Raw genomic sequence first — 25,313 nt, 5'->3', positions numbered from 1 at the left:
TTTATCGCTCTGTCAGGGTGACGCAAGCCCGATCATGCTTCGGCGGTCAGTAACCTGTCAGAGCTGAAGACAGGTTGGTTCTGCACCGGGGTCGATCCAAAGCGCACCATGGTCGCGCCCCGCATCATTGGTGTAACCGTACAGATCAACTGTCGCCCATCTATCAGCGGTATCTCCCCGCGCCATGCTTCGCGATCGCCGCTTGCTGCAACGAACTCTTTCAGTTGTTGCCAGATGTGTGTGTCAGGGCTGGTTTGGCGCCATGTTTTCACAGCGTCGCCCAGATGGATGTCTGCCAAAGTGACAGACGGATCGACACCCCAAAGCGCGCTATAGGCCTTGTTTGACATAGATAAAACGCCGCCCGCACTGAAGATCGCGAGGGCATCGTCGATGCAGTCCAATGCGGCCTGACCCATCTCCAACTCGGAGCGGAAGCGACGGGAAAGCGAAATTTCTGAACTGATATCTTCAAATAGAAACGCGACGGCCCCGTCAGGGTGGGGCCGCCCGGTGACGCGGTAAGTTTGCCCCGTCGGCAGGGACCATGTTTCTTCATATGTTCCGTTCACAGCGGCGGCTTCAAGGTCGGACATATGCTGCCGCCATGAGATATAGTCCTTTGGCTCAGGCATCATGCGCTTTTCACGCAGGCGGTCGAGGAAGCTGAACAGGAGCGGCTTGGCGACAAGAAAGTCGACAGGTAGTGCGATCAGGTCCGTTAACGCAGGGTTGAACAAGGTCAGCTGTCGTTTCCGATTAAAAATTGCCAACCCAATAGGCAGATGGGCGAATGTCTTTGTCAGAGTGGTGATGAATTCGGTGCGCGACGTTTCTGCCTGAACAATCTCGTCCGCAGGAACGGCAGTATAGAGTCTATCTTGACCCAATTGTGCATCATGCAGGTCGAACCAATGGCGCGTTTCATCACCCGGCAACTGAACGGCAACCCGCCCAGGTTGGGTCAGATCCTCGGCGTCGACAAGTAGGCGCCGATGAAAAATCTTCACCGGCGGCCAAGTTGCGATCTCGTCTGGCGCGCTCATTTTCTCGGCAAGATCCAGATAGGCCTTGTTCGCCCAGGTAATTGCGCCGCCCTCGTCTTCGCGCCACACCATCAAGGGAAGGCGTTCTGACGTCGCGCGCAGGCTTTCCAATTCGTGCTGCATTGCTTCGAAGCTAAGCCGATCCATGGCTTTGGCGGTGGTGTGGCTTTCAGTGTCGACAAGCTCGATCTTGGCCAAGCCATCGCGCCATTCAGCGTCGATCCGGTTGCTGCCATCTTTCGACAGCAGGCTAAGCCTGCCAAGATCGGCCAGCTCGCCCATGCGTTCTGTCAGGTTCGGAAAGCGGGATTGAAGCAATTGTGCAAATTGCTGCCAGTCGGAACTTGCGCCGGTATGGCGGCCAGCCAGCAACATCTGTTGAGCGGCCGGGGTTGCGTCACAGATGGCTTCGTCATCAAAAAGAAAGACCATGGATCCATCAGCGGCCTTGGCATCCTGACGCAGGCTTTTCCGACGACGAATTTCGACAACTGACAAAGCCAACAACGCGGTGAAGGCCGTCAAAAAAGCGACGAGAACAATCCCGAATGAAAGGAGTGTGTTATACATTTGCGCACCCATTTGCCTCGGCGCACCTGTCGCGCCCTGCTTGGCAGTCGGCCCCTAGGTAATCACCTGTTGGTTAATGAACGCTTAATCTGGGTCTCGCGGTGTCATGCGACTCATCCAAACAGGATGTTTTCGCCCAACCCACCCTCAGATGGCTTGAGCTCGATCCCATCCGTAATCCGGGGCCAGACGACCTGTGCGATCGCTCCCGATTTTTCGCGAGGGTGGGGGCGACCGGTATAAGGTTCAGTTCCGTTTGCGAAACTTAACCGAGCGCCGGTGCGCTCCAGCAAGGTCTTCGCGATGAACAGCCCAAGCCCCATTCCTTTGTATTCGCGCCGCTGACCCTTGTCTTGAGTAGGCTTCTTGCCACGGATAAATGGGTCGCCGATCCAGCCAATGACCTGAGGTGAATACCCGCGCCCATCGTCGATAATCCGCAGCTTGATCTCATCAGCAGTCCAGTCGATTTCGATCCAAACTGTGGTCATGGCAAAATCGACAGCGTTCTGGATCAGGTTGCGTAACCCGTGGATGATCTCGGGTCGACGTTCGATGATCGGCTCGTCTGACGGGTCGTTCAGCTTCGAAACCACCGAGATCTCCAACACTTTACCGCGGTCGATATGGGGCTCGGCGGCCTCCTCAAGCAGGGTAACAAGGGGGACGCTTTTCATCAGCATATCGTCTTTGCCTGCACGCCCCATGGATTGAAGAATATCGCGACAACGATCTGCCTGCTGACCGATCAGGGTCGCGTCTTCAAGCAGATCAGTTTGGTCGTCCAGTTCATCGGCAAGTTCCGACGCAGCCAGCTTAATAGTCGCAAGCGGTGTGCCAAGTTCGTGCGCGGCGGCTGCGATAACACCGCCAAGATCGGTCAACTTCTGTTCCCGCGACAGGGCCATTTGCGTGGCCAAAAGCGCCTCGGACATTGACCGCATCTCTGACGAAACTCGGCGGGTGTATAGCCCCACGAATCCAATTGATGTCACTACAGCCACCCAAATGCCGAATACAAACAAGTCAGGCATGAGGACGACGGCACCCGTGAAAGTGCGCAGTGGAATGTTGAAATCAGCCACCGCTGTCGTGGCGGCAATTGCCACACTTCCGACGATGACGGTGGCTCGGGTCGACAGGGCGGTCGCCGCGACCGTAACCGGCGCCACGATTAACACCATGAAGGGATTGTGAAGCCCGCCGGTCAGAAATACCATAAAGGCAAGCTGCAGTGTATCAAACAGCAGCATCCAAGTTACCTGGCGTTCGTTCAGCCGGGCGTTTTTGGGAAAAGTGGTCAGTGACACCAGATTGGCGATGATCGCCAAGCCGATAGCTACCGCCGCCAACCCGATGTTAATCTGCAACGAGAAAACGTAGGTTGAAACAACGATGGCCGATATCTGCCCGAAGATCGCCGCCCAGCGCAGAACAATCAACGTGCGCAACCGGACCCAACGACCCGGCAGGATATCCGGTGCAGTCTGGAACATGCGATGGCTTAGAAACCCGCTGTTGCTGTCAATCATGTGATCCATCGCTTGCTTGTTTTGGGTTGCGTCATTCTGATCCCTTGTTAGTCCTGCTCAAAAGTCGGATCAATGCCGGCAACCGATAAAGGAGAAAGCCAATGATGCGTGTCTATGCCGTTACAGGGGCAGTTGCCATTGCTGCATTGCTGGGCGCAACCTGGTATGTCACCACGGGCCAAACAGATCAGTTCGCACAATGCCGCGCGGGCGCGGTCGGCACTGGTGTCGCGTCAATCGGTGGGCCATTTGAGCTGATGGACGAGACTGGCAAGCTGGTCACAGACACAGATGTGATCACAAAACCAACACTGGTCTATTTTGGGTATACGTTCTGTCCGGATGTTTGCCCGCTGGACAATGCGCGCAATGCCGAAGCGATGCGGTTGCTGCAGGATCGTGGCTATGATGTCCAAGCGGCCTTTATCTCGATTGATCCGGAGCGGGACACGCCAGAGCAACTGGCGGATTTTACCAGTTATATGCACGAAGATATGATTGGCCTTACCGGTACGCCCGAACAGGTCAAGGCTGCCAGCCAAGCCTATAAGACCTATTTTCGCAAACAAGAGCCGGAAGAGGGTCAGGAAGAATACTACCTGATGGACCACTCGACCTTTACCTATCTGATGTTCCCGCAAACCGGGTTTGCCGATTTCTTTAAGCGCGACGAAACGCCAGAGTCGATGGCAGACCGCGTGGGATGCTTTATCGATGCGTCTGGTGAATAGCGGGTAACGCCGCGTATAAATTGACCTTACGGCGCTTAATGCATAGGTAAAGTTGAATAAGACGCGAACCGGAGGTTGGTCAGATGACGGCACAGGAACTTGAAGCGATCGGTGAAGACGCAACCCTGCTTCTTGTGGATGATGACGAGCCGTTCTTGCGCCGCCTTGCCCGCGCGATGGAAAAACGGGGCTTTGCACCCGAAACAGCTGGTTCGGTGGCCGCAGGCAAAGCCATCGCGACGGCCCGTCCGCCAGCCTATGCGGTCGTCGATTTGCGACTGGACGATGGCAACGGCCTGGATGTTGTTGAGACCATTCGTGACAAACGCCCGGATGCGCGCATTGTCGTCCTGACCGGTTATGGTGCCATTGCAACCGCTGTCGCGGCGGTAAAACTGGGGGCGAACGATTATCTGTCAAAGCCTGCTGACGCCAATGATATCACCAACGCACTGTTGGCCAAGGCTGACGGGCTACCCCCGCCGCCGGAAAATCCCATGTCGGCAGATCGCGTAAGATGGGAGCATATCCAGCGGGTTTACGAGCTATGCGATCGTAACGTATCCGAGACAGCCCGCCGGTTGAATATGCACCGCCGTACACTTCAACGTATTTTGGCAAAGCGAAGCCCAAAGTAATGCGGGGGTTTCTTGCGCTTGCAGTGGCCGTCGGCCTGTCGGCTTGTGTGTCGCCGGGACCGTCCCCCACTCAGCAACGCAGTAACGTCGCAATTCGCCCGGACATGGCGGGGCTTCAGATTGACCCGATCGGCAAAAGGATCGACTTCGGGCGGTCACCGAAAGGCGTCCTGCCCGCATTGGACCGAGAGCTTGGCCGTCACGAAGTACTGTCGCTTGACGGTTGCCCGGCGAGTATAAATCGGCAATTGCGTTGGGACGATCTGGTTTTGACATTCACGCAGGAACGATTTGTGGGTTGGCGCAATACCAGCGGCCAGCAGGGCCAGGTTTGCGTTTAGGCGATATCGAAGCGTTTGCGTATCTTGTCGATGACAGTTCCGTCAGACAATTTCATGCCTTTTATAGTGGAATAGTCTCTGAAACCAAGCTTCGAATAATACGCTAGTCCCGGCGCATTATCAGTGCGAATACTCGCATCAATTGCCTGCACATTAGCAGCTTTGGCCGCAATCAATGTTTCGCGCCAAACCAGTTGCCCAAGACCGCGGCCCTGAAGACCGTCGCGGACAAAGCTGGCGATAACAGCCCAACCCTCAGGCAGCGCTTCAGGCCCATCATAAGCCGGGTCAGCCCACTTCAGCAGTTGAAACCCCAAAAGATCACCACCGTCAAAGGCCAACGTTGTTCGGATCAAAAGCGGCGCGTCAATATGGGTGGATCGCATACGCTCTGAATCGAAGAGGGATCGATGCGCCGTCGTGGAGCCCTCGCGGATAATTGGGTTCAGCAGGTCGCACATCGCTTGGGCATCCGCCGGTTGAGCTGGCCGCAGAGTGATCATTTCATCTGATCCAACAGGGCATTGTGGCGGGCCATGAAGTCGCGCCGTACCTCTGCCGGCGGGCGCAACGAAATGGAAAGCCCCTTAATTTGGGAGGGATCCGGGGTGCCAAAGAACTTGTTGGATTCTGCGATGGCGAAACCTGCAATCTGCGTTGCTTCAAGCCATGCAGAAACCCGATCGGCTTTTTTGATCGCCTTCTTGATTGTTTCGGGCAGTTTGGCAGGCAGGCCGAACTTGAGGTGGATAGCGGTCATCAGCCGGTCGTCCAGCTCTCCATACGCAGGGCCAACCGCCGATTTTACAGGCGAGATCATGTCGCCGATTACATATTCTGGGGCGTCATGAAGAAGGGCTGCCAACCGCCATTTCACCGGCGCTTTGGGGTTCATTCGGCTATAAAGAGCTTCGACCAGCAACGAATGTTCGGCGACCGAATAGGGGAAATCACCATGGGTCTGCCCGTTCCAGCGCGCAACAAATGCAAGGCCATGGGCGATGTCCTCGATCTCGATGTCCATCGGGGTTGGGTCCAGCAAATCCAGACGACGACCGGACAGCATACGTTGCCATGCGCGGGGTTGGCGGGGCATTGGGCGACCTCCTTGCGTGTTCAGGGCCGCACTCTCGTGTTTTTGGGGCTCAAGTCAATCAGGCTTGATTGCCAGATAGGCAATAGGATGATACGGCACCTGCCAAACGTATTGGGTTCTGCACCGGAGAAACACCGTGACCAAAGATTATATCGTAAAAGACATCAACCTTGCCGAGTTCGGTCGCAAGGAACTGGACATCGCCGAAACCGAAATGCCGGGCCTGATGGCGCTGCGCACAGAATATGGCGAAAGCAAACCCTTGAAGGGCGCGCGGATCGTAGGCTCGTTGCACATGACCATTCAAACCGCCGTGCTTATTGAAACGCTGGTCGCGCTGGGCGCAGACGTGCGCTGGGCATCGTGCAACATCTTCTCGACCCAAGACCACGCAGCAGCGGCGATTGCCGCTGGCGGCACGCCGGTTTTCGCGATCAAGGGCCAGACACTGGAAGAGCATTGGGATTACCTCGACCGCTCGTTCATGTTCCCCGAAGGGCCGAACCTGATCCTGGATGACGGTGGTGATGCGACGCTTTACATCTTGCTGGGCGCGCGCGTTGAAAACGGCGAAACCGCCTTGATCGAAACGCCGAGTTCGGAAGAGGAAGTCGCGGTCTTTGCGCAGATCAAGAAACGTATGGCCGCAAGCCCCGGTTGGTTCACCAAGATGCGCGCGCAGATCAAAGGCGTGTCCGAGGAAACCACCACCGGCGTTCACCGCCTGTATGATCTGGTGAAGCAAGGCCAACTTCCGTTCCCTGCGATCAACGTGAATGACTCTGTCACCAAGTCGAAGTTCGACAACAAATACGGCTGTAAAGAATCGCTGGTGGATGGCATCCGCCGCGCCACAGACACGATGATGGCCGGCAAGGTTGCCGTGGTTTGTGGCTATGGTGACGTGGGCAAAGGCTCGGCCGCATCGCTAAGCGGCGCTGGCGCACGTGTGAAAGTGACCGAGATCGACCCGATTTGCGCGCTGCAAGCCGCAATGGACGGGTTCGAAGTTGTGACGCTGGAAGATGCTGTTTCAGATGCGGATATCTTCATCACCACAACAGGCAACAAGGACGTGATCCGCATCGAGCATATGCGCGCGATGAAGGACATGGCGATTGTTGGCAACATTGGTCACTTCGACAACGAGATCCAAGTCGCCAGCTTGAAGAACCACAAATGGACCAACATCAAAGAACAGGTGGATATGATCGAGATGCCGTCTGGCAACCGTTTGATCCTGCTGTCCGAAGGTCGCCTGCTGAACCTTGGCAACGCGACGGGTCACCCTTCATTCGTTATGTCGGCATCGTTCACCAACCAGGTTCTGGCGCAGATCGAGCTGTGGACCAAAGGTGATGAATATAACAACGATGTCTACATCCTGCCCAAGCATCTGGATGAGAAGGTCGCCCGCCTGCATTTGGACCGGATCGGCGTGAAGCTGTCCAAGCTCAGCAACGAACAAGCGTCCTATATCGGCGTCACACCCGAAGGCCCGTTCAAGCCCGAGCATTATCGTTACTAATCCCGCCCGATGAGCGACGAAAAACAACACCGCCCCGTATTGCACCGGGCGGTGTTGTCCGTTCTGTCGGCCGCCTTTTCTGTGCTGTTTTTGGGTTTGGGTCTTCTGTGGTTGGTGCTGCGACCGGATGGGCCGCTGCCGGATCATTGGAATCCGACCAAGCAACTGACGGTGACCGCTCCGGTCACATTAGTCAGCCGGTTGCAGATGTTGCGCGCGCTGAGCGACATTTCAGAATGCCAGGCCGTGCTGGATCAAGCAGGAGTGTCCTTCGCGCCGATGCCAGACCTTTCAGTGGACGAAAATTGCGGGATTGAAGGGCGCGGGCAACTGGCCGCTTTGACCGCATCACGATTGAATAGGGTCGAAACGCGCTGTGCCACAGCGCTGCGATTGGTTATGTGGGAACACCATGTCGTGCAGCCTGCCGCGCGGGATATTCTGGGCACGACCGTTTCCGCGATCACGCAGATTGGCAGCTATAACTGCCGCAAGATGCGAACGAGCCGTGGATCGAATGGACGATGGAGTAGCCATGCAATGGCCAACGCAATCGACATTACCGGCGTTCGACTGGCGGATGGGCGGCGTTTGACGTTGCTGAACGACTGGGGCGGCTCAGATGCTGAGGGGGAGTTTCTACATAGGATATGGAAGGGATCGTGTGACTGGTTCCGGTTGGTGCTTGGCCCGGATTACAATCAACTTCATGCCGACCACTTCCACTTGGAGAACACCGGTTGGGGCTTCTGTCGGTAGATAGACCCCGCACCTTAATGGGAGCGGGGTCAGCTAGTTCAGTCGCCGAAGCCAAATGTTTCGGTCACATAGTCGATATCTTTGTCACCGCGGCCCGAAAGGTTGATCAGGATCGACTTGCCGGGGTTCTTCGGAGCTTCGCGCATCGCAAAGGCAACGGCGTGTGCGCTTTCCAAAGCCGGGATGATCCCCTCATGACGGCTGAGGGCATAGAACGCGTCCAACGCCTCTTTGTCATTGGCGGCGGTGTAGTTCGCTTTGCCCGTGCGATACAGATGCGCGTGTTCCGGGCCAACACCAGGGTAATCCAGACCAGAGGCCACGGTGTGCACTGGTGCGGGGTCGCCGTTTTCATCCTTCAACACCATTGTGCGGAAGCCGTGGATGTCGCCGTCTTCGCCAAACGAAATGGTCGCGGCGTGCTCGCCCAGTTTCGAGGACGTACCCATCGGCTCAACGCCATAAAGCGCCACGTCTTCGTCATCAATGAAGCCCGAAAACAAGCCCATCGCGTTTGAACCGCCGCCGACGCAAGCGGCCACTATGTCGGGCAGGCCACCGGTCATTTCAAAGAATTGCGCGCGGGCTTCGACGCCGACAATATGCTGAAAATCACGCACGATCAGGGGAAACGGGTGCGGCCCAACGACCGAACCAATGGCAAACAATGCGGTGTCTGCCTGTCCCATATAGCTTTCAAACGCGCTGTCGACGGCTTCCTTAAGCGAACGTCCGCCGAAACCCACCGGCACGACTTCGGCGCCGAGAAGTTTCATGCGGGTGACGTTCGGAGCTTCTTTCGCGATGTCGATCTCGCCCATGTGGATTTCACATTCCAGCCCGAAATAGGCGGCAGCGGTTGCCAGCGCAACGCCATGCTGGCCTGCACCGGTTTCGGCCATCAGCTTTGTTTTACCCATAAACTTCGCCAACAGACCTTCGCCCATGCAGTGGTTCAGTTTGTGCGCACCTGTGTGATTCAAATCTTCACGCTTGGCATAAATCTGCGCCCCGCCGGAAAGATTAGAAAGGTTCTTGAGATATGAAATTGGCGTCGGTCTACCTTGGAAATGCTTGCGGATACTGCGCAGCTCAGCAATGAAATCGGCGGATTTCGATATGCGGTCATACGCCTCGCGGATTTCCTTGAAATGAGGCTCCAACGGAGGCGGCAACATGGCGCCGCCATAGTCGCCGAACATGCCGTCTCGGGTGGGGGTGGATTTCAAATATGATGACATCTTTGTCTGGCCCTCGCTTGTAAGTTTTTGGGATCAGACAGTGCCTTGCCTTGTGTAACAAGGTAAAAATTGCCGCAGGGGCCAATTGGACAAAAGAAAACGGCCCGCCAAAGAACGGGCCGCTTCAATAACGAACTGGCTCAGATTAGCCCGGGATACGCAGTTTCTGACCGGGATAGATAAGGTCGGGATCTTTCAGCATCGGTTTGTTTGCTTCGAAGATCTCTTTGTAACGCGCGCCATTACCCAGAGTTTTTTCAGCGATCGCCCAGAGAGTGTCGCCTTTTTCGACGGTGTGGAAAGACGGGTCATTATCCAGATCGGCTTCAACCTCGGCGACGCCTTCGACGTTACCAACTGCCAGAATGACTTTCTCACGATCTTCCGCGCTCAGGTTCTCGCCGCCGGAAACGGTGACCTTTTCGCCATCAACCTTGATATCCAGTCCAGACGTATCGATGCCAAGATCGGCAACTTCCTTGTTCAGGGTGTCGGCAGATGCGCCTTCGTCATCTCCGCCACCAAACAGCGATTTTCCTGCGCCCTTAACAAAACTCCAAAGACCCATAGGTACCTCCATTAAAAAACCATTGTACTGGCGTACATCCTGCGCGATTTTCCTGCCGAAGCCTAGGGGGAATACCGCGGCAAACTTTTCCTTTGACCAATCCACGATTGCGCCTAGTCTCATTGTCGAATTGGGCTTCGGCCCGCTGGCAAAAATTATGGGAGACCAAAATGGGTAAACGTGACGAGCTGATTGCAAAGTATGCTGAGGATCTGAAATCAAAATGCGGTATGACACCGGATATGGCGCTTCTGACCAAAGTGACCATCGGGTGTGGCCCGGCGATCTACAATGATGATGCGTCGACCGTCGCTGCCACGCAGGCCAGCGAGCTGGAAACCGTCAAAGACAATTTCCTGGTTAAGAAGCTTGGTCTTGCAGATGGCCCGCAGCTGATGGAAGCAATCAACGCTGTCATCGACACCTATGGCCGCAGCGAGCGGAACAAGTATCGCGCCGTTGTGTATTACATGCTGGTCAAGCATTTCGGCAAAGAATCCGTCTACGGTTAAGCCGGGACGGTTCATTACAGAAGGCGCTGCCATTTTTGGCGGCGCCTTTTTTAATGACCAGTTAACATATTGATTTTTATTATCTTTGTAACGGAAGAATGCTTGCGAAGTGCGATCGCTGCCGCTAGGTTTCTATTGAAGGCTAGGATGGCCGGACCCGAATTTCAAAGTCGCTTGTGGTGCTGGGGAGCACGTGGGGTGGAAAGGAGGGGCCGAGACGTCAGCCCCTCCTTTCTCGTTTTTTAGATCGTTAAAACAGGGCGAGGACTAGCCCGATTACTGCGCATCCGCCTGCTGCATAGCCACCGTCAATCCAGATCAGGCTTTTATCGCGATCACCAAACATCACATTGTTCACAATCCACGGGGCAGCGACAAATAGGCCAAGCCCAAGGCCAGTGGTCAGACCTTTCCCGACGCTGTCTATCCCGGCCATGACAAAGATGTGGCGCATCATCCCAGCGACAACAACGGCGCTGATAAACGCGACGATGAAAGGCAAGGGCGACTTATCTGTGGGTCGACCGTCCTCATCCACGGCGATCCCGGTGGCTTTGACCCACGGTTTCGCAAGGGCCATGTACCAGACGGCACCAAATGCGTAGCCCGCAATTGCTGCGACCAAAACCTGTAACATAGTTTCTCTCCTGTACGCGTTAGGGTTAGGAATTTATGCCACAGAACTTAGTCGGCGTCGCCGGAAAGTGACAAGACGATGTCCCATTCTTCTTTCGTAACAGGCTGCACGGACAGACGTGTATTATTGACTAGAACCATGTCTGCCAAGCGTTCGTCCTCTTTGCACATCGCCAAGGTGACGGCGTTTTTCAGGGGCCGCACAGCTTTGATGTCTACGCAATCCCATCGCTCATCATCAGTGGTGCTGTCTGGATGACTTTCGGCAATCACCTCGACGATACCAACAATCTCTTTTTCCTTCTGCGAATGATAAAAGAAGCCAAGGTCGCCCACCTTCATATCTCGCATGTGATTGCGCGCCTGATAATTGCGCACGCCGTCCCACTCTTCGCCCGTGTCACCCTTGGCGACTTGCTGGTCCCAGCTCCATGTCGATACTTCGGATTTGAAAAGCCAGAACGCCATCAGCCGACCACCCTATTCCATTGTTCGATGCGGACATCCGCGAACAGGCCAGCCTTTGCATAGGGATCGCCGTTTGCCCATGCCTGTGCTGCGTCCATGTTCGCAACATCAAGGATCAGCAGCGATCCGCACATCATACCATCAGCATCCAGAAACGGGCCAGCTTGGGCGACCACGCCGGTTTCTTTGATATATGCCAGATGTGCATCGCGGTTGGCTTTTCGGGTTTCAATTGCGCCGGGCTTGTCGGTGCAGATGAGGGCTACGAGCATTTTATTCCTCCTTCAGGGGGCGGGCGAGCAGCATGGCGACCGCCTCGTTGATTGTCAGGTGATTATCCAATACGGCCACAACCATGTCCGCGATCGGCATATCCAAACCGATCTTCTTGGCTAGGTTAGAGACGGCTTTGGCGGTGGACTTGCCTTCAACGGTGGTGCCTTTTGGTGGCAGGTCGCCGCGACCAAGGGCCAACCCAAAGGCAAAATTTCGGGACTTTTCGGACGAGCAGGTCAGCGCCAGATCGCCGAAGCCGGACAGGCCAGACAGCGTATCGGGTTGAGCACCTTGAGACAAAGCAAAGCGCTGCATCTCGGCAAAGCCGCGGGTCATCAGCGCAGCATGCGCGCTTTCGCCGAGCCCTGCACCGATGGTAATACCGCAGGCAATCGCTACGACGTTTTTCAAAGCGCCACCGATTTCGACACCAACAAGATCCGCGCTGCGGTACAGGCGGATATTTTGCGTAGACAACGCGGCCTGTAGGGCGTGGCCATCTTCAACTGCCAGCGTCAGCGCTGTTGGAAGCCCAGCAGCGATATCCACTGCAAAACTTGGCCCCGACAAAATGGCAGTGGTGGCCGAAGGGCAGGCGCGACGGATGATCTCGGCGGGTCCAAGGCCGGATTTCAAATCTATGCCCTTGCAGCACGCCACCAGTGTTTTTCCGTCCAATTCAGACGCATGGTCAGTCACAAATCCAGCTAAACTCTGCATTGGCGTCGCCAACAACAAGATGTCAGCCTGCGTCGCCTTGCCAAGATTGTCCGTTACCATCAGACGATCTGGAAATGAAAAACCAGGAAGGCGCCGTTTGTTCTCACGCGCCGCCGGCATATCCGCTAGATCGCGCGCCCAGAGGGTCACGGGCTGCCCCGTGCGCGACAAGGATATCGCAAGGGCCGTGCCAAACGCGCCTGCGCCCAAAACTGATACACTCATGCCTTTGCTCCTTTCTTGCCTGATCCAAGCATAGCAGGCGCTTTCTGGTCCAGTGGCCAGCGCGGCCGTGCTTGCAACGACATATCGTCCCGACCGCCTGCTCGGAAACGTTCGATCCCGGCCCAGGCAATCATCGCCGCGTTGTCTGTGCAAAGGGCAAGGGGCGGCGCAAGGAACATAGCGCCTTCTTCTTCACAAATAGTCTCTAACGCGTGCCGAATAGTCATATTTGCTGCGACACCGCCAGCCACCGCAAGTGTCGGGGCTTGCGGCGAGAGGTGAATATATTCCAACAACGCCCGCCGAGATTTCTCTGCCAGAACATCGGCGATGGCAGCCTGAAAGCCAGCGCACAGATCCGTACGATCGGCGCGGTGCAAGCCGCCATGTTCTGCAACCAAGCTATCGCGTTGGCGCAGCAGAGCAGTTTTCAACCCGGAAAAGCTCATGTCGCATCCGGGTCGATCCAGCAGGGGGCGCGGAAACCTGAACCGCTTGGGGTCGCCCGCTCTCGCTTCTTGCTCGACCGCTGGCCCGCCGGGTTGGGGCAAACCCAGAAGCTTGGCGGTCTTGTCAAAAGCCTCGCCAGGGGCATCATCGATGGTGCCGCCAAGGCGGGTAAAGCTATCTGGCCCTTTTGCGATCAGAAACTGACAATGACCGCCAGAGACCAGCAGGATCAGATAAGGAAACCGCACTTGATCCGTCAGTCGCGGGGTTAGGGCGTGGCCCGCCAGATGGTTCACACCGATCAACGGCAGCCCTGATCCCGCCGCCAGACCCTTTGCGCACATAACCCCTGCCACGACGCCACCGATCAGGCCGGGTCCTGCTGTGACTGCAATTCCATCCAGATCTGATAGGCGCATATCGGCCTGCAATAGAGCCTCTTCCACGCAAATATCCAGTTTCTCTGTATGGGCACGGGCTGCAATCTCGGGGACGACGCCGCCGAAATCAGCATGAAGCGCAGTTTGCCCTGCAACAACCGAAGACAGGATTTCTGGTGCCGACCCTGGCGTATGACGCACCACCGCCGCAGCGGTATCATCGCAAGAGCTTTCCAGCCCAAGAAGGGTTACAGTGTTGGTCATCGCGATTGGCATCCACGCAGGATTGGTTTGCGGTCAGGGGTTCGGTCGGGGTAACACCACAGTTAGTTCGAGACAATCCCGGCAGGCTTCCTATGTCCACCCAAAAGACGCTGGTTCTTACCCGCCCCGACGAAAGTTCGGCGCAGTTTCTGGCGCAGGTCGAGGCACGTTTGGGCGACAAGGTTTGCGCCGTGCTTTCGCCTGTCCTGCGGATCGTTCCGACGACCGGCTGGCCCGACCTTTCCGCCTTTGATGTTGTGATTGCGACGTCTGTTCATGCCATCCAAGGATCACTGGAAGGCAAACCAGTTTTCTGTGTCGGCGAGCGCACGGCTGAGGCTGCGGCGAAAGCAGGCGGCGAGGTGCGCCATTGTGCGCTTGATGCGGCTGCTTTGATCACATGGATTCGGTCGCAACCGAACCCCGGCAGGACCGTGTATCTGCGCGGATCCCATGTTGCGACTGATATTCCGGCGGCGTTGCGTGCGTTGTCGATCGAAAGTAGCGCCATCCATACCTATCGACAGGAAGAACTGCCGCTGACCGAAGCTGCCAGCACAGCGCTTGAAGGGGAGGGTTCGACCATCCTTCCCCTTTTCTCGCCCCGTTCTGCGCGTTTGATTGGGCGGGCTATTGTGCAGCCGGGCCAGCGACTCCAAGTCATTGCAATAAGCGATGCTGTGGCGGATGCGTGGCAGGATGTGACGGGGGGATCATGCGACGTCATCAATCAACCCACAGGCGACGCGATGGTGGGCAGGATTGTCGCAGCCCTTCGCCACTGACCTTGCTTGAGAACGGATGGGTCTCAAGCTAAGCTGAAACTATCGACGTGTCGTTTTTTCATTAAGAGATTCGAGAGGTTCCGAAATTGGCCAGATCCCGCAAACCAGCTAAGGACAAGCCGGAAACGGTAGAGGATGCCGTTGTCATTGACGAACCCGAGACTGCAGGCTCAAAAAAAGCTGAAGATGAGCCCACACCAGAGGAGTCTGACCAGACTCCACCAGAAGACGATCAGCAGGACATTGAAGCAGCAGATGCCGGTTCTGAAGCTGATGATGCCGAAGGCAGCGTTGAGGAAACGAAGCTGACATCAGACCCTACCGAAAGCGCGATGGCACAGGAACGCCCAGCATCGCAAGGTGGATCAACCTTTATGCCGCTGTTGCTTGGCGGTGCTGTCGCAGCAGCGCTGGGCTTTGGCGCGGCGCGGTATCCGGATCAATGGCCGTTTGCAAATCAGCCTGCTGTTGACCCGGTCGAAGCAAAGCTGACCGATATGGGCAATCGCCTATCCGGTCTGGAAAGTTCGGCAGCGTCGCAATCAGCCACTTTGGCCGAGTTGCAGGGCGATACAGAGCTGGATCGCTTGCGTGGCGAGATGGGCGGCGAACTTGATCAGGTGCGCACGCAATTCGAAGCGCTGTCGTCGAAACTGCTAGATCTGGAAAACCGCGTTCACACGGTTGAGAAATTGCCCGAAGGGTCAGGAATGGAGGCCGCAGCCGCGGCCGCCAGCGCATATGAGCGCGAGCTGCAACAGATGCGCCAGATGCTTGACGCAGAACTGGAAAGAATCAGCAGCGCCCAAGATGTCGCGCAAACCCTTGAGGTCAACGCGGCGGAAACCGCCAAAGCAGCGGCCGCGCGCGCGGCGATGTCACGTGTACTGGCTGCGCTTGAAAGCGGCCAACCCTTTGGCGATGCCTTGTTCGATCTGACCAAAAACGCAGGTTTAGAAGCACCAGCGGCGTTGGCGGACCATTCTGAAAAAGGCATCGTAACGCTGGCCGCGCTGCAAGCAGGCTTTCCCGCTGCCGCCCGTGATGCGCTGGATGCGTCGATCCGTGCCGCTGTTGAGGATGGACAAATGGATCGTGTCTCGGCCTTCTTCCGCACCCAATTGGGCGCCAGATCGCTTGAGCCAAAGGAAGGTTCTGATCCAGACGCAATCCTGTCTCGGGCGGAAGCCGCCCTGAAGGACGGGCGGATTGATGCGGCCCTGACCGAGCTTGAGGCCATGCCGGATGCTGGCAAACCTGCGCTTGAAGCATGGATCGCGCAGGCTACGGCCCGCAATGACGCGCTGGTGGCCGGTCAAGCCCTGGCCCAGCAAGTAAACAGCAACTAAGGACGCGCCGATGCTCTGGTCTCTTTTTAAGATTATTCTTTTCGTGACTGCCATCGCGTTGCTGACGCTTGGTGCGGGCTATTTGCTTGAGACTGATGGCGGAATTCGCATTGCTGTCGGATCGATGGAATTCAACTTGGAGCCACTGCAAGCTGTTATTGCCGGTGTGCTTTTGGTGGTTGCGATCTGGCTTGCGATCATTCTGCTTGGCTTGATCATAGCCTTTGTGCGCTTTGTGAACGGCGATGAGACGGCGATTTCACGCTATTTTGACCGGTCCCGCGAGCGCAAAGGATACGAGGCTTTAGCCGAAGGTATGATCGCGCTGGCATCAGGCGAAGGTAGCACCGCCATGTCCAAGGCAAGCCGGGCCGAGAAGTACCTGCGCCGCCCAGAATTGACCAACCTGCTGACCGCCCAAGCGGCCGAGATGTCGGGCGATAAACGCAAAGCTGACGAGGTCTATAAGCGGTTGTTAAAAGACGAGCGGACCCAGTTTGTTGGCGTCCGGGGCATCATGAAACACAAGTTGGCTGAAGGTGACACCGAAACCGCGATGAAGCTGGCGCAAAAGGCCTTTGCCCTGAAGCCGCGGCATACCGAAACCCAGGATGTGTTGCTTGGCTTGCAGGCCCGCCACAACGATTGGTCTGGCGCGCGCAAGACGCTGGGCGCGAAGCTGAAATATGGTGCGTTACCGCGCGATGTGCACAGACGGCGGGACGCCGTGCTGGCGCTGTCAGAAGCCAAAGGCGTTTTGCACGAGGGCAACGACATCAAGGCGCGGGAAGCCGCCATCGAAGCGAACCGGCTGTCGCCAGATCTGGTGCCTGCTGCCGTTATGGCTGCCCGGACTTATATTGAGAACGGAAAAGCGCGCTATGCCACCCGCGTTTTGGTAAAGGCGTGGAGCGCGCAGCCGCATCCGGATATTGCCGCAGCTTTCGCCGAAATTGCTCCTGAAGAATCCGCGATCGAACGTTTGAAACGGTTCCGGGCTTTGACAAAACATCGCGATGGCGACCCCGAAACTCGAATGCTGCTGACCGAGTTGAACATCGCGGCCGAAGATTACTCCGAAGCCCGCAAAGCGCTGGGCGACCTGCCCGACGTTCTGCCAAGTCAACGCGCCCTGACTCTGTTGGCCGCGATCGAACGCGGGGAAGGGGCGGATGATCAAACCGTGCGCGCGTTGTTGGCCCGCGCCGTCACAGCGCCGCGTGGCCCGCAATGGGTGTGCGAGAACTGCAATCACGTTCATGCGGCCTGGGCCCCTGTCTGCGACGGGTGCAAAGGGTTTGACACATTGGCATGGAAGTCGGCACCAGAAACAGACAATGCCATGCAAGGCGGGGCTGAGATGCTGCCGATGATCGTCGGCGAAGCGAACAGTGCGGAAGAAGTCGTCGAGATTTCAGACCCGGATATCGAGTCTGCGGATGACGTACCTGACGCCGAGATCATTGAGGCTGACCGCGACGCCGCGCAGGATGACGACCCGCAAAAACCGTAAGCCGTCCCGCTGCAATAAGTGACTTTCTGCAGGCCTTCGTTTTCATGCAATCGCATGTGGACGGAGGCAATCAGTTGCCTGCCGGTGAATGTGCATTTTGCCTAAACAACCGGCGTGAAATTCGCTTGCACTGCGCCTAACCCGCGTCTAAAACCCCGATCGCTGCCGCGTTGTTTTGGCGCGGCAGCTAAATTGGGCCGCTGTAGCTCAGATGGTAGAGCACGTCATTCGTAATGATGGGGTCGGGGGTTCGAGTCCCTTCAGCGGCACCACTAAAAACATCCGATCAACAACGACAGATTGCATGGAACGCGATTGTTTGTTCCAACCTACGAAGCTTCAGAAATCCAAATTTTCGACCGACAATGCGTTTTGCTGGATGAATTCACGGCGGGGTTCAACAACGTCGCCCATCAGCTTGGTGAATAAGTCGTCAGCATCCGCCAGATCATCCACCTTCACCTGCAACAATGTCCGAGCCTCTGGGTCCAAAGTGGTTTCCCACAGTTGGCCGGGGTTCATTTCGCCCAGTCCTTTATAGCGTTGCAGGGTCAGGCCCTTCTCGCCTTCGGAAAGGATCGCTTGCAGCAAGTCAATTGGCCCCTGCACCATAACTTCGCGGTCTTTGCGAACAAGATTTGAGCTTTCGCGATATACGTCGCGCGTATCTTTTGAAACCGATGACAGGCGGCGTGCTTCGCCTGAACGAAGGACGGCACCGTCAAGGGTGCGGATTTCTTCGACACCCCGCAGGATACGCGCCAGACGAATACCGTGGTCCTGCGTAATCCGACCTTGCCAACCGCGCTCATATTCCACGGCCACTTTGTCCAGACGCGCTGCGACGCTTTCGGCGACGGCTTGCAGGTCGGCATCCACCCGGCCGGGATCAAAGGCCCCTGCAAGGGCGGCCTGTTCTAGGATGTTGCGCGGGTAATGCGTTGGGAAGGCGTCGAGGATGCGACGGAAGTTCCGGGCGGCCTCGACCACGCGGCTCAGGTCCGCGCCAGCGATTTCCTCGCCGTTGGCGAGGCGCAGAACGGTTCCTTCGATGCCCTGATCAATCAGGTAATCTTCAAGCCCAATCTGGTCTTTTACATAGACCTCGGATTTACCGCGGGCGACCTTGTAAAGCGGCGGCTGCGCAATATAGAGGTAGCCGCCTTCAATCAATTCAGGCATTTGCCGGAAGAAGAAGGTCAGCAACAAAGTCCGGATATGTGCACCATCGACGTCCGCATCGGTCATGATGATGATCTTGTGATAGCGCAGCTTCGAAATGTCGAATTCATCACGCCCAATGCCGGTGCCCAATGCGGTGATGATGGTGCCGATTTCCTGACTGGACAGCATCCGATCAAACCGCGCGCGCTCTACGTTCAGGATCTTGCCGCGCAGGGGCAAAACGGCCTGATTGTGGCGGGATCGACCCTGTTTTGCCGATCCACCGGCCGAGTCACCCTCGACCATGAAAAGTTCGCGCTTGGCGGGGTCGCGTTCCTGACAATCGGCCAGTTTCCCCGGCAAGGATGCGATATCTAGCGAGGACTTCTTGCGCGTCATCTCGCGCGCCTTGCGGGCAGCTTCGCGTGCCAGGGCCGCCTCGATGATTTTGCCAACGATCATGCGGGCGATCTGTGGGTTCTCATCAAACCATTCTTGCAGCTTTTCGTTCATCAACCCTTCGACAGCCGGGCGGACTTCGGAACTGACAAGCTTGTCCTTGGTCTGGGATGAGAATTTGGGATCCGGCACTTTGACGGACAAGACACAAGTCAGCCCCTCGCGCGCGTCGTCACCGGTAAAATTGATCTTCTCTTTCTTCGCCAGCCCGCTTGAGTTGGCATAGAGGTTCAGCGTGCGTGTCAGCGCCCCACGGAAGCCCGCCAAATGCGCACCACCGTCGCGTTGCGGGATGTTGTTGGTGAAGGGCAGCACATTCTCATGGTAGCCATCATTCCACCACATCGCGACCTCAACCCCGATGCCGTCTTTTTCGCCGGTAACGAAAATAGGTTCTTCCATCAAGGATGTCTTGGACCGGTCAAGGTACTTCACGAACTCTTTCACGCCGCCATCATAATGCAGTTCGGTATGAAGTTTTTCGGCAGGCCGCTCATCTTCGATGATGATCCGCACGCCCGAGTTCAGGAAGCTCAGCTCGCGCAGTCGGTTCTCCAGTGTCTTGAACTGGTATTCGAGGTTCGAAAACGTGTCGGTCGAGGCCAGAAACCGCACTTCGGTTCCCGTCCGATCACCGCAATCACCCACAACCTTCAGGTGCTCGACTGTCTCGCCGCGCTCGAACCTTGCGACGTGCTCTTTCCCGCCACGCCAGATACGAAGCTCAAGCCAATCGGACAGCGCATTCACCACCGACACACCCACGCCGTGCAAGCCGCCAGACACCTTATAGGAGTTCGAGTCAAACTTACCGCCCGCGTGAAGCTGGGTCATGATGACTTCGGCGGCGGACACGCCTTCTTCTTGGTGGATATCGGTTGGAATACCCCGGCCGTTATCGGATACAGACACCGAGTTATCGGCGTGAATTGTGACGTTCACGGCGTCGGCATGACCGGCCAGCGCCTCGTCTATGCCGTTGTCCACGACTTCGTACACCATGTGGTGCAGGCCAGAACCGTCATCAGTGTCACCGATATACATGCCTGGACGCTTGCGGACCGCCTCTAAGCCTTTGAGAACTTTAATGGATTCGGCGCCATATTCGGCACCGGTCTGCGCGTCATCAGCCATGAAGGACTTCCTGTTATTTGTTCCGGAAAATATAGTGATTTTCGCGGGTGTTGTCACCTAGCCGACACAAGATTTAGTGTCAAACAGACCGCTTTTCCGCTCACGTAAACGGAATGACGATTCCGACCAGAATCAGCATGCTGCCTGCCGCCATATTCATCCGTCGCAGGCCGGTCGGCGATGACAGCAATTTGCGGGCGCGGTCGATGAAAAACGCCATGCCAAGGTTGCCGGTCAGCGGCACGATGAAAGACGCCGTGCCGATGGCCACAATGTCCGGCGTGGTCAGGCGTGAAAGGTCAAAGAAGCCCGGCAGGACGCCCATGTAAAACAGGATCGCCTTGGGGTTGGCGATGATCACGATCAGCCCCGCGACGAAACCTGCCCATATGCCGGGGCGCGTTAGCTTTCGGTCTTTGGTGATCTTGTGATCGGCCGAGCGGATGATCGTGACGCCCAGCCAGATGAAGAACAGGGCTGCGACGATTTTTAGGATCAGCATCGCATTCCCGAAGCTGGATGCCACCCAGCCCATGCCAAGCGCCGCCAGAACCGACCAGAAGATGTCTCCGATCGCGACCCCCATAGCCAGCGGCCAAGCCTGTGCGAAACCACCGGCCATGACACGTGCGACCAGTGCCACCCAGACCGGTCCGGGGGTCAGAAACAGGATGTAAAGCCCGACAATGTAGAAGCCGAGCTCGGTCAGCGTGATGGTCATTTCAGGTGGCCGTCTTCATCCAGTTCCCAAAACGGGTTCATCGCGTATTCCCACAGATGGCCGTCGGGATCGGCGAAATAGCCGGAATATCCACCCCAAAAGACCTTCTCTGGACGCGCGACTTCGCTAGCGCCTGCGGCAAGTGCCTCATCAAAGGCTTGGTCCACATCGGCTTCGGTCGGGAAACATTGCGCAAGTGTCATCGCGCCGGTTTTCAGGTCTTCCACCGTGTGGTTTGTGTCTTTTGCCAACCCCTCAAGCGCGTAAAGCCCGAACTTCATCCCGTTCATGTCGTAGAAGACCACTTGGTCCTGCGCATCAGAGGGAACCCATCCAATTGCCTCATAAAAAGCGCGGGCGCGGGCGATGTCTTTCACGCCGAGGGTAATCAATGTCACGCGGTTGGTCGTCATGTTGTCACCTCTTCAATGTGCGAGCTTCCATCGGCTTCGCTGACTTCTATATGGCTGGCGCGGTCGCCTAGCTCAGCAAACAATTCAGGGCCAGTGCCCGTCATAAAGGCTTGAGCGCCTATGGCGCAGACCTCGTCGTAAAGCGCGGCACGGCGGCCAGCATCCAGATGCGCCGCCACTTCGTCGAGCAGCAGGATGGGCGGTGCGCCAAAATCCCGCGCCAATGCGCGACTGTTGGCAAGGATCAACGACACCAGCAAGGCCTTTTGCTCACCCGTCGAACAATCCCGCGCGGCGATTCCCTTGTTGGAATAGATGGCGCCCAGATCCGTCCGGTGCGGGCCAATCAGCGTGCGCCCGGCCATAAGGTCGCGCGGGCGATTTTCGGTAAATGCCTGTGCCAGATCGGTCTCGGATTCGGGAAGATCGGTATCGTCGGGCTGGATTAGAGACAATTCAGCCGTTGGAAAGGCCGTTTCCGCTTCGGCCTGCGCTGCGATCAGTTGGTGCAGGGCGGCCTTTCGATTGGCGATGATCTCGGTCGCTGCAACCGCCATCTGATGCTCAAGTGCTGCATACCAATGTGCGTCCCGCTGGCCATCTTTCAACAGGCGGTTTCGTTCGCGCATCGCCTTTTCATAGGTCAGAACAGCGTCGGCATGGTTTGGCTCGAAGCTCATAGTCATGCGGTCCAGAAAACGTCTGCGACCGTCGGCGCCTTCGACCCACAACCGATCCATCACCGGGACAAGCCAGACAATACGAGCGATGCGCCCCAGCGCAACCTGGGGTGCCGTTTTGCCGTCGATGCGCAGCTGCCGGGAACCGCCCGCTTCGACCCAGGTTTCCACTTCGTGCAGTTGGTGCAGGCTTTGTAAGGTTGCGGTGACCTTCCACCCGACGCCTTCGGGACGCCGTATCATCTCGTCAACTGTGGCGCGCCGCAGCCCGCGACCGGGCGACAGCATTGAAACGGCTTCAAGTATATTGGTTTTGCCAGCGCCGTTGCGCCCGTGGATCGCCACAGGCCGTCCATCAAGGGACAACCGAGCAACGCGGTGGCTTCGGAAATGGCTGAGCGTCAGTTCGCGTAGGGCCAGCATCACCCAGCCAGTCTTATTTTCTTACTGAAAAATCCAACGCCGGAGGCACAAGCTGTTTGCGAAGCCCAGATCACACACGCATCGGCATGACGACATAGACCGCGCTGGTGTCATTGCCCTCGCGCATCAGGGTCGGGTCGCCGGACGAGTTGAACATGAACACAGCGTTCTCACGATCCACCTGGCTTGCAATCTCAAGCAGGTACTTGGCATTGAAGCCAATTTCCAGACGCTCGTCACCATAAGCGACGGCCAGCTCTTCTTCGGCCGCGCCCGCATCCGGGGCATTTACCGACAGGATCAGGCGATCCTCATCCAATTGCAGTTTAACCGCGCGCGATCTTTCGCTGGAGACGGTCGCCACACGGTCAACAGCCTGCGCAAACTCGGTCGCGTCAACTTCAAGCTTGCGAGTGTTTCCAGTGGGAATAACGCGGGTGTAATCCGGAAAGGTGCCATCGATGACTTTCGACGTCAGCGTAATCGCCGGTGTTGCAAAGCGGATCTTGGTTTCAGAAATCGACACGGCAATGACCGCGTCATCGTCGTCCAACAGTTTACGCATCTCGCCGACGGTTTTGCGGGGCACGATCACGCCGGGCATCTCTTCAGCGCCAGCAGGCAAGTCTGCGTCGATCCGCGCCAGACGGTGTCCATCGGTGGCCACGCAGCGCAGCACTTTGCCACCATCGGCGTCCGAGACATGCAAGTAGACACCGTTCAGGTAATAGCGCGTCTCTTCTGTAGAGATCGCAAATTTCGATTTGTCGAACAGGCGGCGCAGAACCGGCGCGGGAGCAGAGAAGTTGGCAGCGTATTCGGACGAGGCCATGACCGGGAAGTCTTCTTTGGGCAAGGTCGCCAACGAGAAGTTCGACCGGCCGGCTTCCACTGATATCCGCCCGGTTGCGCCATCATCGGTCAGCTGAACAAGCGCGCCGTCAGGCAGTTTGCGCACAATCTCGTGCAAAGTCACGGCGGACACAGTTGTCGCGCCCGCGCGTTCGACCACGGCGTCAGCCTTGTCGACAACCTCGATATCCAGATCAGTCGCGCGGAACGATACGCTGTTGCCTTCGGCTTCGATCAGCACATTTGCCAATATGGGAATGGTGTTCCGGCGTTCAACAACTGACTGCGCCTGTGCCACGGCCTTAAGAAGCGCGCCGCGTTCGATACTGATCTTCATGTCCCACTCCTGACAGATACCGGGGCGGCGAACATATCACGTTCACCGCCCGGCTCAATTTGTTATTTGGAATGTCCGATTCTTTCGCGGGCGGGTCAAGGCTTTAGGACCCTAAAACCCGCCAAATCCAAGCCTATTCAGGCTTCAAGTGCACGACGCAGAAGCTCCAGGTCTTCGGCGATCTGGTCGTCGACCCCCTTCAACTCGTCAATCCGCTTGACCCCGTGCATCACGGTGGTGTGGTCGCGACCGCCAAAACGACGCCCGATTTCGGGAAGCGACCGCGAGGTCATGTGCTTTGCCAGATACATAGCCACCTGACGCGGACGGGCAATGGTGCGCACCCGTTTCGGGCCAATTAGGTCTGACAAGCGGATGTTGTAATGCTCACTGACTTTGCGCTGAATCTCTTCGACGGTAACCTTGCGATCGGAGGCGCGAAGGATGTCACCAAGGCAATCTTGGGCCAGCTCCAGCGTGATTTCACGACCGACAAGTGAGGCAAAAGCGAACAACCGCATCAAAGCCCCTTCAAGCACCCGCACATTGGTCGAGATCCGATGTGCCACGAATTCCAGCACTCCGTCGGCAATGACCAGTCCGTTATACTGCTCGCGATACAAATTGACCTTGTTCTGAAGAACGCCAAGGCGCAGTTCATAATCTGTTGGGTGAAGGTCGACCACAAGGCCGCATTGCAGGCGGCTTTTGATGCGCTCTTCCATGCCCTTGATTTCACCCGGCGCCCGATCACCCGAGATGATGATCTGTTTGTTCTGATCTACCAGCGCGTTAAAGGTGTGGAAGAACTCTTCCTGCGTCGAATCTTTGCCGGCGATGAACTGAACATCGTCCACCATCAGCACGTCGACTGATCGAAACAGCTGTTTGAAATCCATCATCTGTTTTTCGCGGATCGCCTGCACAAAGCGGTACATAAACTGCTCAGCGGACAGGTAAACGACGCGCAGATCAGGGTTGCGCGTGGTCATTTCATGCGCGATCGCGTGCATCAGATGGGTTTTGCCCAAACCCACACCGCCATACAGGAAAAGCGGATTGAAGGTCACTGGGCCGCCTTCGCCCACGCGGCGCGCGGCAGCATGCGCCAGCTCGTTGGGTTTGCCCACGACGAAATTGTCGAATGTGAAACGGTCATACAGGGGGGCGCCGGGCAGTTCTTCCTGGCTGGGTTTGCCAGCGGTTGCTGGAGCAACTGACGTATCGGCAGAAACCTTGGTGGGTTGCGTGTTTGCGGCCTTTGAGGGGGCCGAGAATTCAAGCCGAGAGACCTTCAAGCCTTCGCCCAGCATCTGGCGCATGATCTTGTCGCCAAAATTCCGGTCAACCCAATTTCCCATGAAATTGGTCGGCACCAGAAACGTTGCCACGCCGTTCTTCAAGTCGGCAAATTCCAGCGGCTCGATCCAGTTGGTATAGTTATTCTGCCCTACAGCCTTATGCAGCTTGTTTCGAACAAGTCCCCATTCTTCGTTCGTCAT

26 protein-coding genes and 1 tRNA gene are annotated in these 25,313 nt (G+C 56.8%); 10 read left to right on the top strand and 17 right to left on the bottom strand.

Annotated features, from left to right (window positions below; translation table 11 throughout):
• Window positions 1-32 precede the first annotated feature (32 nt).
• Window positions 33-1,616 carry a PAS-domain containing protein gene (locus tag K3556_RS00135; RefSeq protein ID WP_260517716.1) on the bottom strand — a complete coding sequence of 528 codons (1,584 nt, stop codon included), beginning with the start codon at window positions 1,614-1,616 and terminating at the stop codon, window positions 33-35.
• Between the two features lie 113 nt (window positions 1,617-1,729).
• Entirely contained in the window at window positions 1,730-3,112 is a 1,383-nt protein-coding gene (regB, locus tag K3556_RS00130) for a sensor histidine kinase RegB (protein ID WP_409557781.1), read from the bottom strand.
• A gap of 137 nt (window positions 3,113-3,249) precedes the next feature.
• On the opposite strand from regB, the gene K3556_RS00125 reads away from it, so the two are divergent.
• From K3556_RS00125 to K3556_RS00115, 3 genes are all read left to right on the top strand, one after another.
• Window positions 3,250-3,879, top strand: a complete 630-nt coding sequence (locus K3556_RS00125; RefSeq protein WP_260517714.1) for an SCO family protein — start codon at window positions 3,250-3,252, stop codon at window positions 3,877-3,879.
• A gap of 83 nt (window positions 3,880-3,962) precedes the next feature.
• Window positions 3,963-4,517: an ActR/PrrA/RegA family redox response regulator transcription factor gene (locus K3556_RS00120; RefSeq protein WP_260517713.1), complete on the top strand. Its 555-nt coding sequence runs from the start codon at window positions 3,963-3,965 to the stop codon at window positions 4,515-4,517.
• On the top strand, window positions 4,517-4,858 hold the full coding sequence (locus K3556_RS00115; protein WP_260517712.1) for a hypothetical protein: 342 nt from the start codon (window positions 4,517-4,519) through the stop codon (window positions 4,856-4,858). Before K3556_RS00120 ends, K3556_RS00115 begins: the two co-directional genes overlap by 1 nt.
• Here K3556_RS00115 and K3556_RS00110 read toward each other — a convergent pair.
• Together K3556_RS00110 and K3556_RS00105 are read right to left on the bottom strand one after the other, a co-directional pair.
• On the bottom strand, window positions 4,855-5,361 hold the full coding sequence (locus K3556_RS00110) for a GNAT family N-acetyltransferase (protein WP_260517711.1): 507 nt from the start codon (window positions 5,359-5,361) through the stop codon (window positions 4,855-4,857). The genes K3556_RS00115 and K3556_RS00110 overlap by 4 nt on opposite strands.
• Window positions 5,358-5,954 (bottom strand): HD family hydrolase, encoded by a 597-nt coding sequence (locus tag K3556_RS00105; RefSeq protein WP_260517710.1) that lies wholly within the window; start codon window positions 5,952-5,954, stop codon window positions 5,358-5,360. Before K3556_RS00105 ends, K3556_RS00110 begins: the two co-directional genes overlap by 4 nt.
• Window positions 5,955-6,090: 136 nt before the next feature.
• On the opposite strand from K3556_RS00105, the gene ahcY reads away from it, so the two are divergent.
• Both ahcY and K3556_RS00095 read left to right on the top strand, forming a co-directional pair.
• Window positions 6,091-7,482, top strand: coding sequence for an adenosylhomocysteinase (gene ahcY, locus K3556_RS00100; RefSeq protein WP_260517709.1), 1,392 nt, complete (start codon window positions 6,091-6,093; stop codon window positions 7,480-7,482).
• Window positions 7,483-7,491: 9 nt separating this feature from the next.
• The gene (locus K3556_RS00095; RefSeq protein WP_260517708.1) at window positions 7,492-8,241 is read left to right on the top strand and encodes an extensin family protein; all 750 of its coding nucleotides are present in this window, start codon (window positions 7,492-7,494) and stop codon (window positions 8,239-8,241) included.
• A 38-nt stretch (window positions 8,242-8,279) separates the two neighbouring features.
• On the opposite strand, the gene trpB is transcribed toward K3556_RS00095, so the two are convergent.
• Both trpB and lysM read right to left on the bottom strand, forming a co-directional pair.
• The gene (gene trpB / locus K3556_RS00090) at window positions 8,280-9,482 is read right to left on the bottom strand and encodes a tryptophan synthase subunit beta (RefSeq protein WP_260517707.1); all 1,203 of its coding nucleotides are present in this window, start codon (window positions 9,480-9,482) and stop codon (window positions 8,280-8,282) included.
• 145 nt (window positions 9,483-9,627) lie between these two features.
• Window positions 9,628-10,050, bottom strand: coding sequence for a peptidoglycan-binding protein LysM (gene lysM, locus K3556_RS00085; RefSeq protein WP_260517706.1), 423 nt, complete (start codon window positions 10,048-10,050; stop codon window positions 9,628-9,630).
• A 170-nt stretch (window positions 10,051-10,220) separates the two neighbouring features.
• On the opposite strand from lysM, the gene K3556_RS00080 reads away from it, so the two are divergent.
• On the top strand, window positions 10,221-10,562 hold the full coding sequence (locus tag K3556_RS00080) for a DUF2853 family protein (protein WP_260517705.1): 342 nt from the start codon (window positions 10,221-10,223) through the stop codon (window positions 10,560-10,562).
• Between the two features lie 250 nt (window positions 10,563-10,812).
• Here K3556_RS00080 and K3556_RS00075 read toward each other — a convergent pair whose 3' ends face one another.
• Genes K3556_RS00075 through tsaD form a run of 5 tightly spaced genes read right to left on the bottom strand, consistent with a single transcriptional unit; the run spans window position 10,813 to window position 13,981 of the window.
• Window positions 10,813-11,199, bottom strand: coding sequence for a DUF1761 domain-containing protein (locus K3556_RS00075; protein ID WP_260517704.1), 387 nt, complete (start codon window positions 11,197-11,199; stop codon window positions 10,813-10,815).
• A gap of 47 nt (window positions 11,200-11,246) precedes the next feature.
• Window positions 11,247-11,666 (bottom strand): EVE domain-containing protein, encoded by a 420-nt coding sequence (locus tag K3556_RS00070; RefSeq protein WP_260517703.1) that lies wholly within the window; start codon window positions 11,664-11,666, stop codon window positions 11,247-11,249.
• Window positions 11,666-11,938, bottom strand: a complete 273-nt coding sequence (locus K3556_RS00065) for a YciI family protein (RefSeq protein ID WP_260517702.1) — start codon at window positions 11,936-11,938, stop codon at window positions 11,666-11,668. Before K3556_RS00065 ends, K3556_RS00070 begins: the two co-directional genes overlap by 1 nt.
• 1 nt (window position 11,939) lies before the next feature.
• Window positions 11,940-12,887: an NAD(P)H-dependent glycerol-3-phosphate dehydrogenase gene (locus K3556_RS00060; RefSeq protein WP_260517701.1), complete on the bottom strand. Its 948-nt coding sequence runs from the start codon at window positions 12,885-12,887 to the stop codon at window positions 11,940-11,942.
• Window positions 12,884-13,981 carry a tRNA (adenosine(37)-N6)-threonylcarbamoyltransferase complex transferase subunit TsaD gene (gene tsaD, locus K3556_RS00055; RefSeq protein WP_260517700.1) on the bottom strand — a complete coding sequence of 366 codons (1,098 nt, stop codon included), beginning with the start codon at window positions 13,979-13,981 and terminating at the stop codon, window positions 12,884-12,886. The genes K3556_RS00060 and tsaD overlap by 4 nt, the downstream gene beginning before the upstream one ends.
• A gap of 92 nt (window positions 13,982-14,073) precedes the next feature.
• Between tsaD and K3556_RS00050 the strand changes: the two genes are divergently transcribed.
• The 4 genes from K3556_RS00050 to K3556_RS00035 all read left to right on the top strand — a co-directional run bounded on the left by K3556_RS00050 (window position 14,074) and on the right by K3556_RS00035 (window position 17,900).
• Window positions 14,074-14,766 (top strand): uroporphyrinogen-III synthase, encoded by a 693-nt coding sequence (locus K3556_RS00050; RefSeq protein WP_260517699.1) that lies wholly within the window; start codon window positions 14,074-14,076, stop codon window positions 14,764-14,766.
• Between the two features lie 86 nt (window positions 14,767-14,852).
• Complete coding sequence (locus K3556_RS00045; protein WP_260517698.1) at window positions 14,853-16,115, top strand: COG4223 family protein; 1,263 nt, start codon at window positions 14,853-14,855, stop codon at window positions 16,113-16,115.
• A gap of 10 nt (window positions 16,116-16,125) precedes the next feature.
• The gene (locus tag K3556_RS00040; protein ID WP_260517697.1) at window positions 16,126-17,628 is read left to right on the top strand and encodes a heme biosynthesis protein HemY; all 1,503 of its coding nucleotides are present in this window, start codon (window positions 16,126-16,128) and stop codon (window positions 17,626-17,628) included.
• Between the two features lie 196 nt (window positions 17,629-17,824).
• Window positions 17,825-17,900 (top strand) — tRNA-Thr (locus tag K3556_RS00035).
• Window positions 17,901-17,967: 67 nt separating this feature from the next.
• On the opposite strand, the gene gyrB is transcribed toward K3556_RS00035, so the two are convergent.
• The 6 genes from gyrB to dnaA form a co-directional block, all read right to left on the bottom strand.
• Window positions 17,968-20,385: a DNA topoisomerase (ATP-hydrolyzing) subunit B gene (gene gyrB, locus K3556_RS00030; protein WP_260517696.1), complete on the bottom strand. Its 2,418-nt coding sequence runs from the start codon at window positions 20,383-20,385 to the stop codon at window positions 17,968-17,970.
• Between the two features lie 100 nt (window positions 20,386-20,485).
• Complete coding sequence (locus K3556_RS00025; protein ID WP_260517695.1) at window positions 20,486-21,106, bottom strand: LysE family translocator; 621 nt, start codon at window positions 21,104-21,106, stop codon at window positions 20,486-20,488.
• Window positions 21,103-21,519: a VOC family protein gene (locus K3556_RS00020; RefSeq protein ID WP_260517694.1), complete on the bottom strand. Its 417-nt coding sequence runs from the start codon at window positions 21,517-21,519 to the stop codon at window positions 21,103-21,105. Before K3556_RS00020 ends, K3556_RS00025 begins: the two co-directional genes overlap by 4 nt.
• A complete protein-coding gene (gene recF / locus K3556_RS00015; RefSeq protein WP_260517693.1) occupies window positions 21,516-22,622 on the bottom strand; it encodes a DNA replication/repair protein RecF in 1,107 nt (368 codons plus the stop codon). Before recF ends, K3556_RS00020 begins: the two co-directional genes overlap by 4 nt.
• 70 nt (window positions 22,623-22,692) lie before the next feature.
• The gene (gene dnaN / locus K3556_RS00010) at window positions 22,693-23,811 is read right to left on the bottom strand and encodes a DNA polymerase III subunit beta (protein ID WP_260517692.1); all 1,119 of its coding nucleotides are present in this window, start codon (window positions 23,809-23,811) and stop codon (window positions 22,693-22,695) included.
• Window positions 23,812-23,948: 137 nt separating this feature from the next.
• Window positions 23,949-25,313: a chromosomal replication initiator protein DnaA gene (dnaA, locus tag K3556_RS00005; RefSeq protein ID WP_260517691.1), complete on the bottom strand. Its 1,365-nt coding sequence runs from the start codon at window positions 25,311-25,313 to the stop codon at window positions 23,949-23,951.

This window comes from Aliiroseovarius sp. M344 (genome assembly GCF_025140835.1).
Taxonomy (GTDB): Bacteria; Pseudomonadota; Alphaproteobacteria; order Rhodobacterales; family Rhodobacteraceae; genus Aliiroseovarius.
Note: the sequence above shows the minus strand (reverse complement) of the source record. Positions and strands in the feature narration are given on the sequence as shown.